The organism is Parabacteroides distasonis (genome assembly GCF_004793765.1).
GTDB classification, from domain to species: Bacteria; Bacteroidota; Bacteroidia; order Bacteroidales; family Tannerellaceae; genus Parabacteroides; species Parabacteroides distasonis_A.
On record NZ_SRYM01000043.1, the window covers coordinates 1 to 16,023 of the forward strand.

Consider the following 16,023-nt stretch of genomic DNA (forward strand, 5'->3'; position numbering starts at 1 on the left):
AATATTATGGGTGCTTTCAGAAATGGAAGTGCCCATTTCTCTTTTATTTGGGTTGGGACTATCCAAGTAAGAAGAATAGGGCTATTTATGGATGCTTATCTCTTACTTGTTTCAGTTTCAGGGGATTTTTGGAAGATTTTACTTTTATATAGCCAGTCACCAAAAATCCCCTGAAAAGGGAAATACAAGCCATAGGCAAGCCTTATTCTCTGATTTTCCTTTGGGCTGTAACCAAGTAAGAGAAATAGGAGTTTATTATCCGCTTCAATAAAAATTGGCAGTCTATCCTTTTACTTGGGTGAAGCCTCCATTTTGTTTCTGGCTAAAGGAACTTACTTTATTAAGAATTTTGGAGTATAGAGTTTATAACCTTTTTTGAATGCTCCTTTCTGCTTGACTGTCCTTCTGGGAGACGTTTCAAAATATTCTTTTATATCTGTCGCTTTAGCCTCTCTTTTAATTCCAAGTTCGGAATATATCTTATTCAAGGTAGATGTTATCTCTTCTTCCGAATAGACAAATCCGATTCTAAACAGTTTGGAAACCGCATCAATCACAGGAAAACTAAGACATTGTTCTTTTACTTGTTTTTTGATAAGAGCTAAGGTTAATTGTTGCTTGTTATAATTTTTCTGGATAATGAAGTCTTTATCAAAGTTTTGGCAAATTTCCACGATAAACTCATCTTGCCTTTGCAATTCTTCCAATAATGCTTTTTGTTCCTCTGTTTCCGCTCCATTATCTAATCCTGCTGAAAAGAATTGATCGACAATCTCCTTTCTCAACAACCGGCTGTTTGATACGGATATTCTGATCCTGTCTTTATCCTGTTCATATTGATTGTTATATTGATCTATGATCTCAAAAAACTCTTCGTCCAAGGAATAAGAAAGAATGAAATTTTCCCAGTTCTGGTATCTGGATTTGGTAGCTTCCGCATCTAATAAATTCTCACTCATGAAATAGTTGAAAGAATTGTCCTCTTCCATATACTTGCTGATCTCTATTCTTTCAATGGCTTCTTTCATTACTTGCCTAACACCTTCTTCCGAAGCTGAGTTATACAGTGTTTTCAACTGGATATAGGCTTTTCGCTGTTCTTGCATAAAGGTACGAAGTTCTTCTGTTGTCTTATATCGGATTTTATTGTCAAGTCCTGCAATATGGGTGAATGATGATATTCCATTTCTGAAACGCCCTGCGATTTGTCGGGATTCCAAAGCGGGTTCTATCAGGGTTTGGGATGCTTTGATAGCATCCGATATTACAACGACGTGAGGCTTATCATCTGTAATAATATCAACGGCAGAGAAATAACGGCTTGTATAGAAGTTGTAGTGATTCAAATTGTTTATGTCTGGTTGAATATGAGATAATCCTTTATGTGTTAATTTGCCGACACTCTTATTCGCACAATAGATATTGGAATCCTCATTGATTCCCAGTGCGTGAATTAAAGAGATTATGATGTCTATCGAGTTTATAAAGAAGCATACCTTTTCTTCTTTACTTGGTAGTGTCTCTAAATATGACTTTACATCTTGCAGAATGTTATTGCTTGAATATAGATTCACTTTTAAGGAATGATCCCATTTTGGCTGTATGGTGATATTTCTGAATCCATATTTCTGGAAGATGGGATAAGTCGTAAAGTTTGTGATTGTAGCCGATATTAGGGAACGTCTTTCAAATTTCCAGAAATCAGCCATTGGCAGAGTGATTGTTTCCCTATAGCTTATATCGCTTGTCAGTTTATGGCATTCATCAAATAAGAGGAAGTAATCCTGATACATATTTACATTAAGAAAGTTGAATGCTTTCTTTACCTTGCCAAATGATTCAGGGGTGGTCATTATCTTTTTATAGGAAATGTGACTATCCTGTAAATAAGAAATGATCTGGTTGGTAGTGATTCCCTCATATACACCTAACAGATTGGAATGCTTTTTCGCTTTTCCTTCTATTACAGGGGTATTAGGTTCTATGATTATGGAATTACGCTTACAGGCTATTTCTAAAGTTGTCGCACCGATTCCTGTTATTTTCTTATAGATAATGGCATTTACAGGAATAGAGCCTGTAAGATAGCCATTTTCCTTGTCTATGTATATGATCTCTTCTTTCATAAATGAAAAAGGACAAAATTTATTCTTATATTAAATACAAAAATAAAAATTGTCCCTCATATAAACAGACTATCAGTCTATGAAATCCTCTTCACAGAATAAATCCTCTTGGAAACCTACTGGATCACCTGCATATAATTCAGGATCATAGTCTATAGGATTTTCCAGACTGTCTAAGAATGCCTGTTCTTTTGCAGCCTCTTTTTCCGCTTCTTGCTCCAACATCATATCAAGATGGGCTGATCTTTCAATCCAGTTTTCAAAATTAGCCATATTGAACCAGTCCACCTTATAAGTACGTGTTTCGGGGTCTAATTCTATTTTATGCACAATGATCTGATTGCCTATTAATTCCTGCAATTTGGAATTACCTTCACTCTCTTTTGAGTTTTCATTGAACAGAGGCCATATTTTTACTTGGTAGACTTTAAACCAGAAATCGAAATCTTCTATTGTTTTTCTTTGCTCTTCCCTATATAATTCACGCCTGTCCTTACCCTCTATTTCTTCATATTTTTCAACAGCTCTTTCTTTACGGTACAAGACGTATGCAATATCAGCCATACGGGTTTGTCCCTTAAACTCGATTGGCTTTCTACGAATATCCAAAATCTGGTATGTTCCCTGTTGTAATTTAACATAACGCTCATCAATAGGAAGTTTTCCCATTTCAAACAGTTCTTTCAAAATGGGTGAATCGCATTGAATGGCATATTCTTTTCGATCGTAATACTCTTTTACTCTTTTTGCGGAATCCACGATATGCAAAGTACGGTGAGTATCTAATACCTTAATGTACTGTTCTTTTGTTAAGTTTATCATGTTACTTGTTTTGTTGTCTATTTATTCTGAATATTATAATATTACATACTACTATAAGTACAATGATTATAATGAAAGGAATAGGGCTGTTTCCTGCTTCAGCCCATTTCATCAATAAGGATAAAAGAAATAAAACAGCCATCACAGACAAACAACCCCATCTTGCTTCTCTATTTTCTTCTTCCAGCTTTTTCTTTTCTTCTTCGGAATAAATTCTTCTTCCCCTCATAGTCTTGCTTATTAGATTAATACTGCAATATTAATAAAAAACTTAATGCAACAGGATAAATAAGATAAAAAGAATCCCGTCCCCATTTCTGGAAACAGGATTCTTTGGTTTAGAGTAGGTTTACTATTAATCGAATAGATCAACTATTTGATCCATCTGTTTAGCGATGCTTTCATCTACTAACTTTGCATAATGAGCGGTCATACGGGTATTTGTGTGTCCTAACATCTTAGAAACAACTTCCAAAGAAATGTTATTTGCCAGAGTAACCGTACTTGCAAAGGTATGACGGCTTGTGTGATAGGTTATCCGTTTATTGATATTACAAAGTATTGCAATGTCTTTCAGATACTTATTTATATCTGCTGGATCTTGGATAGGTAATAATTTGTCACCACCTTTGTATTTCTCTAAGATCATTTTAGCCATTGGTAGTAATGGGATTCTGGAAAGAACGCCTGTTTTGATCCTTCGTTTCTTAATCCAAATTCTTCCATTCTGATCTTTTTCAAAATGTGCTGTGGTGAGAGTTTTCACATCTATGTAACTCAATCCAGTGAAACAGCCAAACAAAAACATATCTCTCGCTTTTTCCAAGCGTGGTAAAGGGGTATCGAAATTGATAATTCTCCTGAGTTCTTCTTCGTCCAAAAAGTCAATTTCAACTGCTTCTCGTTCCACTTTGTATGTGGCAAAGGGATTGAAAGATATGTACGAATTTGCAACAGCCAGATTGATTATCTTTTTTAGTAGCTTCAGATGTTTTGTAGATGAGTTTTGGCACATGCCCTTATCTATCCTCAAAAATGAATGAAACGACTGTATGAAGTTTAAATTGAGTTCACGCAAATACATATCTTCTCTTTTGTATTTCTGTTGCATGAACTCTTTGAGTAATCTTACAGTATATTCAGAAATCCAATAAGTAGCTTTAGAAACTCCATTACCAATTAATTTTTCTTGTTCATGATTATGCTCTGTAAAGACCTCAAACAAATTTTTCTCTTTCAGAGATTCGATCTTTTCTTGATATGCTTCACATAAAAGTTTGGCGGTAATGATAAAACCTCTATCCAACAATTCTGCTTCTTTCTGATACAGTTTGGCTTTTACGGCTTTCAGGTAGTTGTTGAGGCTTTTGGTTTCCTCATCTTTACCTTTTACTTGTTGTTTGGTTTTATCCCATTTATCAATATGAACCTGTTTCCCTGTCGAAAAGGAACATCTTTCACCATTGATAGTGATTATGACTTCAATAGGGGCATTCCCGTTTTTTCGAACTTTACTTTCTCTTATGAAGAAGAGAATAGAAAATGAACTTCTAACCATCTGTTTAATAAATTAAATTAGACATTTTAGAAGCTCTTTAATTTTGATTATATTATTGTAAATCAGATTATTGGTTGATGATTTGTGACCAGTTTCTTGAAAATGCAGAAATGGTCACAAATTGGTCACAAAATACTTTCAAATTCATTATTTTTTAGGAGAGAAATCTCTTATCCTGTTTTCTTTTAAAAATGAAAAATCATGAGTATTTTTATGTATTCTATATACCAATCCCAATGCTTTACAAAGAAGATTTGTTGTTTAAGAAGTTCCTGATTAGGTAAGAAAGAATATGTTCATAAGTTATCCCCATAAACAAAAAACTCCTGCAACCATCAAGATTACAGGAGTCTATATAAACAATTATTTTATTGTTTAGTTGATTACTTCTTCATAGCTTCCTCAATAGCAACCGCTACGGCAACCGTAGCACCTACCATCGGGTTGTTACCCATACCCAGGAATCCCATCATTTCTACGTGAGCAGGAACAGATGAAGAACCAGCGAACTGAGCGTCACCGTGCATACGGCCCATCGTGTCGGTCATACCATAAGAAGCAGGACCAGCGGCCATGTTGTCCGGGTGCAAAGTACGGCCCGTACCACCACCAGAAGCAACAGAGAAATACGGGTGACCGTTCTCCATACATTCTTTCTTATAAGTACCGGCTACCGGGTGTTGGAAACGAGTCGGGTTCGTAGAGTTACCCGTGATAGATACATCAACACCTTCCTTACGCATGATAGCCACACCCTCACGAACATCATCAGCGCCGTAGCACTTAACTTTCGCACGAAGACCGTTAGAGTAAGCTTTCTCCTCGATAACGTTCACCTCACCTGTCATGTAATCGAACTGAGTCTGTACATACGTGAAACCGTTGATACGAGAGATGATCTTAGCGGCATCCTTACCTAAGCCGTTCAAGATAACACGCAACGGCTCTTTACGAACCTTGTTTGCCATCTCTGCGATCTTGATAGCACCCTCAGCAGCGGCGAAAGACTCGTGGCCAGCCAAGAAAGCGAAACACTTCGTCTCCTCACGAAGCAAACGAGCAGCCAAGTTACCGTGGCCGATACCCACCTTACGGTCGTCAGCAACAGAACCAGCGATACAGAATGCCTGTAAACCGATACCGATAGCCTCGGCAGCCTCGGCAGCGTTCGTACAACCTTTCTTGATAGCGATAGCGGCACCTACTACGTAAGCCCAGCAAGCGTTCTCGAAACAAATCGGTTGAGTTTCCTTACACATTGTATAAGGGTCGATACCCTTAGCATCGCAGATAGCCTTTGCGTCTTCGATACCATTGATACCATATTCGTTTAATACCGCGTTGATATGATCAATACGACGGTCATAACTTTCAAATAAAGCCATATTATTTTTTTACTTTTTAAAATTCTTATTTACTAGGAATAAAGATATCAGAAAGTTGAAAACCAATACACCGCCGCAACAAGCCACATAAAACGCCAACCACGGTTTCTCCGGCTTCATCACGAAATACGTGATAAGCGTAGCCACGGCCGTGATAATGCTCAGCCCGATGAGGACACGTGTAAATGTTTTCTTATTCATTACGAGGATCGATATATTTTACAGCTTCTTTGAAACGACCGTAAGAGCCTTTCGCCTTTTCCAGTGCCTCGTTAGCGTCCATACCCTTCTTTACCATATCCATGAATTTACCCAAGTGGATGAATTCATAACCGATTACTTCGTCATCAGCGTCCAAAGCCATGCGTGTGCAATATCCCTCGGCCATCTCCAAATAGCGGGGACCTTTGGCCAATGTGCCGAACATCGTACCCACTTGGCTGCGCAAACCTTTACCAAGGTCTTCCAAGCCGGCGCCTACAGGCAGACCTCCCTCAGAGAAAGCGGACTGTGTACGACCGTAAACGATCTGCAAGAACAACTCGCGCATAGCGGTGTTGATAGCGTCACAAACAAGGTCTGTGTTCAATGCCTCCAAAAGGGTTTTACCCGGAAGGATCTCAGAAGCCATAGCCGCTGAGTGAGTCATACCGGAACAACCGATTGTCTCTACAAGAGCCTCTTGGATGATTCCCTCTTTAACGTTTAATGTCAGCTTACATCCACCTTGTTTCGGCGCACACCAACCGATACCGTGAGTCAAACCAGAGATATCAGTGATCTGAGTTGCTCTAACCCACTTTCCTTCTTCAGGAATCGGAGCGCACTGGTGGTTAGCTCCCTTCTTTACAACACACATGTGTTGAACTTCATGTGAATAAATCATAATCGCTAATTTATTATATTAAAGTGTAATAAAACTTTATGCTAATTTTATAGTAATATCGCTTTCTCTAAAGATCGCACAAAGATAAATTTTTTAATCCAGCCATGCAAGAGGCGGGAAAGGTTTAAGGCTCGATGATACTTAAAATAAGCGTCCGGAGCCTCAAAAGTGGAGAATAGCTCTTTTAGGCTTTCAAGTTTCCCGGTTACCGATAACTTATGGGCTTGCAGGTTTGCCGCTATATTCTCCGGCTGCATGAGGCTTGTGTAGATGACTTGTTTGTCTCCTTCCAAAGTTACGGTAGGGGCCGGATGGAGCCTGCCGATACGGTTCGATAAGGCGCCGTTCTTTAAGATCAAGGTGGCCTGTTCGTTTGTGTCGGTTAAGATAATATTTGTTATTAAGTCTTTATCGGCCGCTTTTTCCCCGTTTATTTGGATAGCGAGCAAATCGAATAGCATTTCGGGACTTAGGTTTTGAGACATACGTGCCCGGTTTGAGCTGGCCTTGCCTTTACCGGCGATGCCTTCGGTCAGTTCCATAGCTCCGGTCAGGTAGAAATTGCGCCACGGACCGCTTTCCGCTTGGTAGCCTCCTTGATTGTATGCCTCTCGCGCCTTTTTCATTACCTCGTCCTCTCCTCCGATAGCCTCTACGTATTTTTTACCTTCTTCTACCGGCGGGAGTGGGTTCAGATGGGCGGGGATGCCGTCGAACCAGCCGAAATACATTTGATATTGGGCTTTTACATTATGGCTAACGGTTCCATAATATCCCCGGTTGGCGAACTCGTTGGCGATAGAGCTTGGTAATTTAATCATCTCCGCTATTTCTCGAGGTGTATATCCTTGGTTGGCGAGGTGAAGTGTCTGGTCGTGTAAGTAGCGATATAGATCCCGCTGCTTTTCCCAATAAGCGACAATGCTCTTATTGCCCCAAGTCGGCCAATGGTGGGTAGAGAAGGATACCTCTACTTGATCGCCGCACTCCGTGATCGCCCGGTCGATATATTTGCTCTATAATTGGCCATTCCGGACCTTCGCCCCTCGTAAGGTCAGCAGGTTGTGCAGGGTACGGTTGATTTCCTCGGCTACGCAAAAAACTTTCATTCCAGGGAAGTACATCATGATTTCTCATTTTTAGGTAGACTGCGGCCGTACATATAGGTCGCTCTTCGCCCCATGGCTACACCCGCCATCAGGTTCTCGCTGACGGCATCTTCAAAGAAACCCTTGGGGCCAATGATCTCGATCGCTTCGGACTTATTGGGGGCGTTCTCCAATATAGCGTCTATTCCCGCGAAATGGTCCACATGAGGATGCGTATAGATAACCGCCTTGACCGGAAGGTCTTCTACATATTTCTTCAGCCTCTTTCGTAAACATTGAAGGTCCCATGTTTTGCGCATATACGAACAAGTGACTGGTAGATATAAATAAAAGTAAGAACTGTTTTCTAATCTTCATGTCTTTGTGGTTTAAGCGGTTCGCCGTTCAGTAAGATATCGTAGGTAATCGGGCCTATTTTTTTCATCATAAGTCCTACGCCACAGTATTTTTCTTGTGAAAGGCGAATCGCTTTCTCTATTTTGGCGGCGTCCCCGATGTTTCCGTCGATATGATATGTAGCGTGGAATGCGGTATATACCATCGGGATCGTATCCGAAGTCTCTGCGGTTACGTCGATAGAGATTTTGTCGAAACGTACTCTCATTTTAAGGAAAAGGGAGATTACGTCCATTGCGCTGCATCCGGCCAAAGCGACCAGCATTAAAGCCTTGGGACGGGGGCCTTCATTATTACCCCCGTTCTCGGCTGTTGTGTCGATCGTAACCTTATGGCCGTCCAGCAAGGTCTCGAAAGTAGAGTCCTTCGTCCAGTTTAACGTGATTTGGGCGGACATATCGTGTTATTGTTATTATTATTTCAATATTTCTTGAAGTTTAGCGTCGATCTCCTCGCCATGTAGGTTCTTGGCGATGATCGTTCCGTCCTTATCCACCAATACGGTGTGAGGGATGCTGTTTACCCCGTATAGTTGAGCACCGGAGTTTTTCCAGCCTTGCAAGTCGGAGAGTTGCGTCCATGTGATATTCAGGTCCTTTACGCCTTTCGCCCATGCGTCAGCCTTGCTATCCAAGGAGATGCCAACGATCTCGAAACCTTTGTTCTTGTATTTCTTGTAAGCGGCTACCAAATTCGGCATATCCCGGCGGCAAGGAGGACACCAGCTTGCCCAAAAATCGATCAACACGATGTTCTTGCCATTGCCTACGAACTCGGATAGCTTGTGCGTCTTACCGTTCGGGTCGGCCATCTCGAAGTCCACGAACTTCTTGCCTACGGCTACGGTTTTCAGTACATCTAGGTGAGCCATGAGCTTATCGATGTTCGGAACGGCCTTGAAAGCGGAGTCTGCCTTGGCGATAATCTCGTTTTGGGCAGCCTCGTCCAAGCTATAGCGGAAATCGTATAATAACTTGGCGGCGGATTGCTTGGTCGTATTATTCAATATGTAAGTCTTGACGGCCTCGGTTACCTTTTGGTCGATCTCGTCATATTTTTTCTCGGCGGCGCTTACGACTTCCTTGTCCTCAGATTTCATGTCGGCGGAAAGTTTCTCCAGACCCGCACGCAAAGTCTTCATTTGTGCTTGCAGGGCTTTTAATCCGTCATTCTCCGGTGTTCCAGAAACGGCGGAAGCTGCCTCATCAAGAATAGCCTGTAATTTACCATTTTCCAATACGAATATGCTTGTGAAAGGGGCGTTCTCGCCGGAAGCGGCACGTTTGGGTTCCACGACATCCTCGGCGAAGGCGAGTTTGCGTAGGGCAGGGGCATCCTGTGTTCCTTTGAACGTGAACGTGCCGTTCTGCACCAATGCGCTATCCATTGGGGCGGCGTCTTGTACGCCATACTCATACAGGTAAACGTATTTTCCGTTTAGATCGGAGTTCGCCACGTTACCGGAAATCTCATAACCCGGTTTTTCACTGCAAGCAACCAAGAGTAAAGCCGCTGCGGCAAGAGTAAGATACTTTTTCATTTTGTATTTGTGTTATGTAAGTAATGTATTAATACGTATAGGATATTAACGCGGCAAATATACGAAGTCTTTTGGGAAAAAACGTTGCCCGATGACATTTACATAAGGCTTTGCTCCGAAAAAAGAAATATTCTCGCTTATCTTATCTGTAGAAGAGTGAATTTTTAAGTATAGTGTTGTTCCTCAATTTATTGCAGTTTTGCTGTTTTTTATGCTTAGGAAACTTTAGTTTCTTCTAGGGAAAACAAAAGTTTTCCTATGAATAAACAAAAGTTTCTCCCGCATAAAACTCTTGTTTCTATCGGAAGAAACAGATGTTTCTTTTAGAAGGTCGGCTATGTTGAGAAGGCGCAATTTTTAATGAACATATCCCCCTGTCTTTTTATTAATACGGATTTTTTTCCTTATATTCGCGTCACTTTTGAACACGTATCAAATAATTTCTAAATAAATCAATTAAGAAATGACAAAGAGTGCATTACAAATCGCAAGAGCAGCTTACCAACCGAAGGTACCCGCTGCGTTGAAAGGTGCAGTGAAAGCCGTTGACGGCGAGTATACTCAATCAGTAGCCGATCAGGAAGAAATCAAGAACTTGTTCCCGAACACTTACGGAATGCCGATCGTTACATTCGAGAAGAGTAACGAGGAGAAGGCTATGCCTGTCATGAACGTTGGTGTGATCCTTTCCGGTGGTCAGGCTCCCGGTGGTCACAACGTGATCGCTGGTTTGTTCGACGGTATCAAGGCTCACAACGCAGATTCTCGTCTGTATGGTTTCATCTTGGGCCCGGGCGGTTTGATCGATCATAAATATATGGAATTGACGGCTGATATTATCGACGAGTACCGTAACACGGGCGGCTTCGATATGATCGGTTCCGGTCGTACGAAATTAGAGACGAAAGAGCAATTCGATAAAGGTCTTCAGATCTTGAAAGAACTTGATATCAAGGCTTTGGTTATTATCGGCGGTGACGATTCCAACACGAACGCTTGCGTATTGGCCGAGTATTACAAGGCTATCGGTGCCGGCGTACAGGTAATCGGTTGCCCGAAGACGATCGATGGCGACTTGAAGAACGCCCAGATCGAGACCTCTTTCGGTTTCGACACGGCTTGTAAGGTTTACTCCGAGGTAATCGGTAACATCCAACGTGACTGTAACTCCGCCCAGAAATACTGGCACTTCATCAAATTGATGGGTCGCTCCGCTTCTCATATCGCTTTGGAGTGCGCTTTGCAGACTCAACCGAACGTTTGTATCATCTCCGAGGAGGTTGAGGAGAAGAATATGTCTTTGGACGATATCGTTACTTACGTGGCTGATATCGTGGCTAAGCGTGCCGCCGAGGGTAACAACTTCGGTACGGTATTGATTCCTGAGGGCTTGATCGAGTTCGTTCCGGCTATGAAACGCTTGATCGCCGAATTGAACGACTTCTTGGCTAAGCACGACGCTGAGTTCAAGATGATCAAGAAGAGCGAGCAACGGGCTTATATCATCAGCAAGTTGACGAAGGAGAACTCCGATCTGTACGCTTCTCTTCCGGAGGGTGTAGCTCGTCAGTTGTCTTTGGATCGTGACCCGCACGGAAACGTACAGGTTTCTTTGATCGAGACCGAGAAGTTATTGTCTGAGATGGTTGGCAAGAAATTGGCCGAGTGGAAGGCCGAGGGTAAGTACGTAGGCAAGTTCGCTGCACAGCATCACTTCTTCGGTTACGAGGGTCGTTGTGCCGCTCCGTCTAACTACGATGCGGACTACTGCTACTCTTTGGGTTACACGGCATCTTGCTTGATCGCCGCTGGTAAGACGGGTTATATGTCTTCCGTACGTAACACGACCGCTCCCGCTGATCAATGGATTGCCGGTGGTATCCCTGTTACTATGATGATGAACATGGAAAAACGTCATGGCGAGATGAAGCCGGTTATCCAGAAGGCTTTGGTTAAGCTTGACGGCGCTCCTTTCAAGGCATTCGCCGCTAACCGTGACGAGTGGGCTTTGACTACTAGCTACGTATACCCGGGTCCGATCCAGTACTTCGGCCCGACGGAGGTTTGCGACCAGCCGACTAAGACTTTGCAGTTGGAGCAAGCTTAATACAGACTTATACATTATATAATATATAAGCAAGGGAGGATGTCATTTATTTGGCATCCTCTTTTTAATTACATACAGTACTTCAATAGGTGCCCGGCGCATCCCACTATGAGGAGGGTATAGCCGGAGATACCCAGCCAGTCCGTCGTCCCAGTTAGACAAGAAGTTCCTGAATTTGCAAAGAAGCTTGACCAAACACAAAGAACATCTCTTTAATTTCTTGGAGAATCCCCATGTGCCTTTGGGCAATAACGCTTCTGAATGTGCTATCCGCCCCTTGAAGGCCAAATAAAAAGTAAGCGGGACGTTCAGGAGCGAGGATGGGGCAGAGGCTTTTTGCACCCTTTATTCCTTGATAGACACCGCCAGGAAAAACGGACAAGGTCTCTTTCTGGCACTTAGGGGCGGTTCCGGAGTCCGATAAGGATTGGACGATCCTTGTTATACCCTCCCATATGCTTTCCAACGACTGTTTTGCTGGTCAGTTTATATGTTCTTCGACATAATAGTACTTTTTGTTCTGATTCTATTTGGAATCCTCACTTTTTAACTGTCCTTTACCCACCCGGGGCAACCGCATCAAAATAGGAGTAAAAGTATGTTTTATGATATGATAATCAAAATAGTTTAAAAAAGTCTTGTGTACTCAGGGAATAATGTGGATCTTTGAGTTGTTAGAACTTTAACTATGAGAAAAGAACCTTGACAGTTAAAATTTACGGGAAGATTTTGCATACCAAAGTCTCTTGACCATGATTAGTGAGATCTTATAAGAGACCTCTTCGGATAAGGGGCCTCTTTTTTCATGTGTGAGCGGCTCCTTGTCCCCGATGGCTAAAACCTCAAGGATTCGGCAGTCATGCGTCTCGATACGTCCGTAGCCGGCGTCCATCCGGGTAGCCGTGTCAAAGGGATTGTTGTAGCGGAATGCGTCTGTTATCTGCTCATTGGGTGAACCTTGATTTTCTTTGACGGAAAGAAAACAATGAGCCTTTTTGTCAAGGATACGCCGCACGATGTCAACTTGGGTTCCGATCGCATCTGTCGACATTACCGCACCTTCAATATCAAGTTTATCAATGAGTTGTGGTATGGCAACAATCTCATTCTCTTTGTCTTTCAGCCGAAGTTATCCGATCATTATATGGTTCTCGCTGACGTATGCATTCATCAGACGTTCGAACGTGTCTGGTGACGGAGATCTGTCCGTATTGTTCAACAAACCACAATCACGGGCACGGATATGGGAGAGCTCGCTCATATCGACATAATCTTCACCTCCGCAAATATAAGTCAGCAGGTCGGAAAGCGCATAGGAACATCGGCCTGTCACTCCGTGGTCGGGTACTGTCATAAAGATTTCGTTAAACATAATTCCTACATTTTTTCGAGTCTATTCTTTCACAAAGATAAATAGAGTCAGTAAAAACAGACAATTTGGCACTAAAACCAGGTATTTAAAGATCCCTTTCCTCAAAAAATTATGGCGTAGTGATAACTCCTGAAACTAATTTTTCAATTCGAGGGGATATGAGGATTACGTTCATTGCCTTTGGGAACGGGTATAGTTACCGTAATTTTGATGCGGTGGACTTGGGATCATAGGTATCAGATATCTACCGATTGCCAAGTTTTGCGCATGGAGATTGCTTGGTTCAATTCACTTGTGAAAGAAGCTGATAGATATGCTATTCCTCGGAAGTTGAGCTTTAGCGTTATCATAATGAAGGGTAGGGGAGGTTGTGCGGCGTTGTGGTTAGGACTGTGCGATCATACGATTTAGGAGTGTGGTTCGTCTTTGCCTCGTGAAGATATGTAACTGGTTTATGCATAATGTAATACGTGATGTAAAGTGCTTATATCTTGTTTCTTGCATTTGCTCCCCATGAAAAAACTAAAATTTACCCCTCTTGAAATTTGTATAATAAAATAAAACCCCCTATCTTTGCATCCAAATTACGAGAGTAACGCACAGGATGATTCGCTAGCTCAGCAGGTAGAGCACAACACTTTTAATGTTGGGGTCCTGGGTTCGAGCCCCAGGCGGATCACTTAGGAGAAATGAAAATACTCCGACAAACTAAGACAAAGCTCTTTAAACCAGTGGTTTAAGGAGCTTTTTTCTTACCCGCCTACGACAGAAAAAAGACCTCAAAAAGCCACCCTGTGAAGATTAATCGTTACTAATTCGTTACGGTTTTCCGTTACGATAAAAACCGTAACGAATTTATAGGTAAGTCGCTCATTTGTCGAATATTGGCAGTCGAAAGTCATAGCCGTTACGGAATGAACAAATTAACTTTGCAACAAGAAAGGAGTTACGGTATGAAATCGACATTCAAAACACTCTTCTATTTAAAGAAGAACGAACCGAAGAAAAACGGTCATGTAGTAATTATGGTGCGCATCACGGTGGACGGTGATCAGGTACAATTCAGCAGCAAGCTGGACATACACCCCGACAATTGGGACACGAAAGCGGGAAGAGCCGTCATCAACAAACAGAGTGCGGACAAGAAAGAAAACCTCAGGGTATCCTCACTTAACAAGACACTGGACGAGATACGTTCGGCCATCACCATGCACTACACACGCATGATGAACGTGGACGGTTACGCACTGCCGGAAAAAATCAGGAACGCATTCCTGGGATTGGAGGAAAAGGAGAAAACGCTCATCAGCTACTTCACCCAGCACAATGAACAGTATGCAAAGAAGGTCGGCAAGACTGCCACGCAAAAGACCTATTCCCGCTACGAACTGACCAAGCAGCGGATGATAGAGTTCTTGCAGAAGGAATACAAGTTGTCGGACATTCCTGTGAAGGAAATCACCGTTACCCACATCGAGAACTTCTACCTTTATTTGCGTCAGGAATGTGAGGTAAGCAACAACACCGCCATGAAATTTGTACAACGTTTCCATACGATACTGTTGTTCGCCCAGAAAAGCGGATTGAGCTTTATCGATCCATTCGGGAATTTCAAGTTCAATTTTGACAAGACCGACAGAGGGTATCTCACGCAGGAGGAAATCGACACGATCTATTACAAGGAGTTCAAGTCAAAACGGTTGGAACACGTGCGTGATGCTTTCATCTTCAGCTGTTATACCGGTTTGCCTTACTGTGACATCTATACGCTTTCAAATGAGGACATAAAGATCGGTGTGGACGGCAAGAAGTGGATTATGAAAGACAGGGGTAAAACCGGAGTGGAATCATTCATTCCCCTACTGCAAATACCGTTGGATATTCTCGCCAAATATGAGGGCAAGTTGAAAAACGGAAAACTGCTTCCGGTAATCAGTAACCAGAAGATGAATGAATATTTGGCGGAGATAGCCGCTATTTGCCAGATCAACAAGCGGATCACCTACCATCTTGCCCGGCATTCGTTTGCGACGGAAATCTGCCTTACCAAAGGCGTTCCCATTGAGAGCGTGTCCAAGATGCTCGGACACACCAACATTCAGACCACACAGATTTATGCCCGTGTGGTGGACAGAAAGTTGAGCCATGACATGAATATGCTGGATCGAAAACTTAAAAGTATGCAAAAAGGTACGACGCAAAACGCTGTATGAATAAACAAATCATTATATTGTCACACCATTTAAAAACAACGCCTTATGGAAAATAGAGGATACATCACCATCACCGGTTTGGAAAACAAGGATGAACAACCCATCGTCAGTGTAAAGATAGAGAACGGCAACGTATGGATGACCAAGCACGAACTTGCCCGTCTGTTCGGAGTGTTCGTGCAGACAATAGACGCCAATGTGCGCTCCATCTTCAAATCCCGCCTGCTTTATGACGGCGACGTAACCATAACCGAGAAGCAGGACAAAAGCATCGTTACCTATTATAATCTGGAAGCGATCATATTTCTCAGTTTCCGCATCAACACCTATTGCACGAAACTGTTCCGTGAATGGGTACTCAACTCCCTGTGCGAGTACAAACGTCTGCAAGAGAAAAAGCCCGAAGTTCTTGTCGTTTTCAATCCCGGCAGCAACCGGACAACCATTTCTTATAACTGATATGCATAGAAGCCTGTAAATAGCGAGCCTTGCCCGAAAATCCGACGGGC

The 16,023-nt window shown here is 42.4% G+C and carries 15 protein-coding genes, 1 tRNA gene and 1 pseudogene; 5 read left to right on the forward strand and 12 right to left on the reverse strand.

The genetic code is table 11. From position 1 onward, the window contains the following. Positions 1-332 precede the first annotated feature (332 nt). From E5342_RS13475 to E5342_RS13520, 10 genes and pseudogenes are all read right to left on the reverse strand, one after another. Positions 333-2,126, reverse strand: coding sequence for a hypothetical protein (locus tag E5342_RS13475; protein ID WP_135959559.1), 1,794 nt, complete (start codon positions 2,124-2,126; stop codon positions 333-335). A 72-nt stretch (positions 2,127-2,198) separates the two neighbouring features. Next, the gene (locus tag E5342_RS13480) at positions 2,199-2,948 is read right to left on the reverse strand and encodes a hypothetical protein (RefSeq protein WP_135959560.1); all 750 of its coding nucleotides are present in this window, start codon (positions 2,946-2,948) and stop codon (positions 2,199-2,201) included. A gap of 1 nt (position 2,949) precedes the next feature. Beyond that, on the reverse strand, positions 2,950-3,177 hold the full coding sequence (locus E5342_RS13485; RefSeq protein ID WP_135959561.1) for a hypothetical protein: 228 nt from the start codon (positions 3,175-3,177) through the stop codon (positions 2,950-2,952). Positions 3,178-3,303: 126 nt separating this feature from the next. Then, positions 3,304-4,506 carry a site-specific integrase gene (locus tag E5342_RS13490; RefSeq protein WP_135959562.1) on the reverse strand — a complete coding sequence of 401 codons (1,203 nt, stop codon included), beginning with the start codon at positions 4,504-4,506 and terminating at the stop codon, positions 3,304-3,306. 383 nt (positions 4,507-4,889) lie between these two features. Continuing rightward, complete coding sequence (locus E5342_RS13495; RefSeq protein WP_005855903.1) at positions 4,890-5,891, reverse strand: GGGtGRT protein; 1,002 nt, start codon at positions 5,889-5,891, stop codon at positions 4,890-4,892. Between the two features lie 9 nt (positions 5,892-5,900). Further along, a complete protein-coding gene (locus E5342_RS13500) occupies positions 5,901-6,092 on the reverse strand; it encodes a hypothetical protein (protein ID WP_121736660.1) in 192 nt (63 codons plus the stop codon). Further along, complete coding sequence (locus E5342_RS13505) at positions 6,085-6,777, reverse strand: iron-sulfur cluster assembly scaffold protein (RefSeq protein ID WP_005855907.1); 693 nt, start codon at positions 6,775-6,777, stop codon at positions 6,085-6,087. Before E5342_RS13505 ends, E5342_RS13500 begins: the two co-directional genes overlap by 8 nt. Before the next feature lie 124 nt (positions 6,778-6,901). Next, a pseudogene (locus tag E5342_RS20200) lies at positions 6,902-8,146 on the reverse strand (alkyl/aryl-sulfatase); the annotation flags it as partial. 86 nt (positions 8,147-8,232) lie between these two features. After that, positions 8,233-8,679, reverse strand: coding sequence for an OsmC family protein (locus tag E5342_RS13515; RefSeq protein ID WP_121736661.1), 447 nt, complete (start codon positions 8,677-8,679; stop codon positions 8,233-8,235). 18 nt (positions 8,680-8,697) lie between these two features. After that, complete coding sequence (locus E5342_RS13520; RefSeq protein ID WP_121736662.1) at positions 8,698-9,822, reverse strand: TlpA disulfide reductase family protein; 1,125 nt, start codon at positions 9,820-9,822, stop codon at positions 8,698-8,700. A gap of 463 nt (positions 9,823-10,285) precedes the next feature. Here E5342_RS13520 and E5342_RS13525 point away from each other — a divergent pair, with 463 nt between their 5' ends. Together E5342_RS13525 and E5342_RS20375 are read left to right on the forward strand one after the other, a co-directional pair. Beyond that, entirely contained in the window at positions 10,286-11,929 is a 1,644-nt protein-coding gene (locus tag E5342_RS13525) for a diphosphate--fructose-6-phosphate 1-phosphotransferase (RefSeq protein ID WP_121736663.1), read from the forward strand. Positions 11,930-12,098: 169 nt separating this feature from the next. Next, complete coding sequence (locus tag E5342_RS20375; protein WP_135959576.1) at positions 12,099-12,221, forward strand: IS66 family transposase; 123 nt, start codon at positions 12,099-12,101, stop codon at positions 12,219-12,221. A gap of 417 nt (positions 12,222-12,638) precedes the next feature. On the opposite strand, the gene E5342_RS13535 is transcribed toward E5342_RS20375, so the two are convergent. Further along, positions 12,639-13,052 carry an ISAs1 family transposase gene (locus E5342_RS13535; protein WP_121736665.1) on the reverse strand — a complete coding sequence of 138 codons (414 nt, stop codon included), beginning with the start codon at positions 13,050-13,052 and terminating at the stop codon, positions 12,639-12,641. A 6-nt stretch (positions 13,053-13,058) separates the two neighbouring features. Next, positions 13,059-13,301 carry a hypothetical protein gene (locus E5342_RS13540; protein WP_121736666.1) on the reverse strand — a complete coding sequence of 81 codons (243 nt, stop codon included), beginning with the start codon at positions 13,299-13,301 and terminating at the stop codon, positions 13,059-13,061. Between the two features lie 606 nt (positions 13,302-13,907). On the opposite strand from E5342_RS13540, the gene E5342_RS13545 reads away from it, so the two are divergent. The 3 genes from E5342_RS13545 to E5342_RS13555 all read left to right on the forward strand — a co-directional run bounded on the left by E5342_RS13545 (position 13,908) and on the right by E5342_RS13555 (position 15,973). After that, positions 13,908-13,980 (forward strand) — tRNA-Lys (locus E5342_RS13545). A 274-nt stretch (positions 13,981-14,254) separates the two neighbouring features. After that, positions 14,255-15,514: a site-specific integrase gene (locus E5342_RS13550; protein WP_135959563.1), complete on the forward strand. Its 1,260-nt coding sequence runs from the start codon at positions 14,255-14,257 to the stop codon at positions 15,512-15,514. 45 nt (positions 15,515-15,559) lie between these two features. Beyond that, positions 15,560-15,973 (forward strand): hypothetical protein, encoded by a 414-nt coding sequence (locus E5342_RS13555; protein ID WP_007754738.1) that lies wholly within the window; start codon positions 15,560-15,562, stop codon positions 15,971-15,973. Positions 15,974-16,023 lie beyond the last annotated feature (50 nt).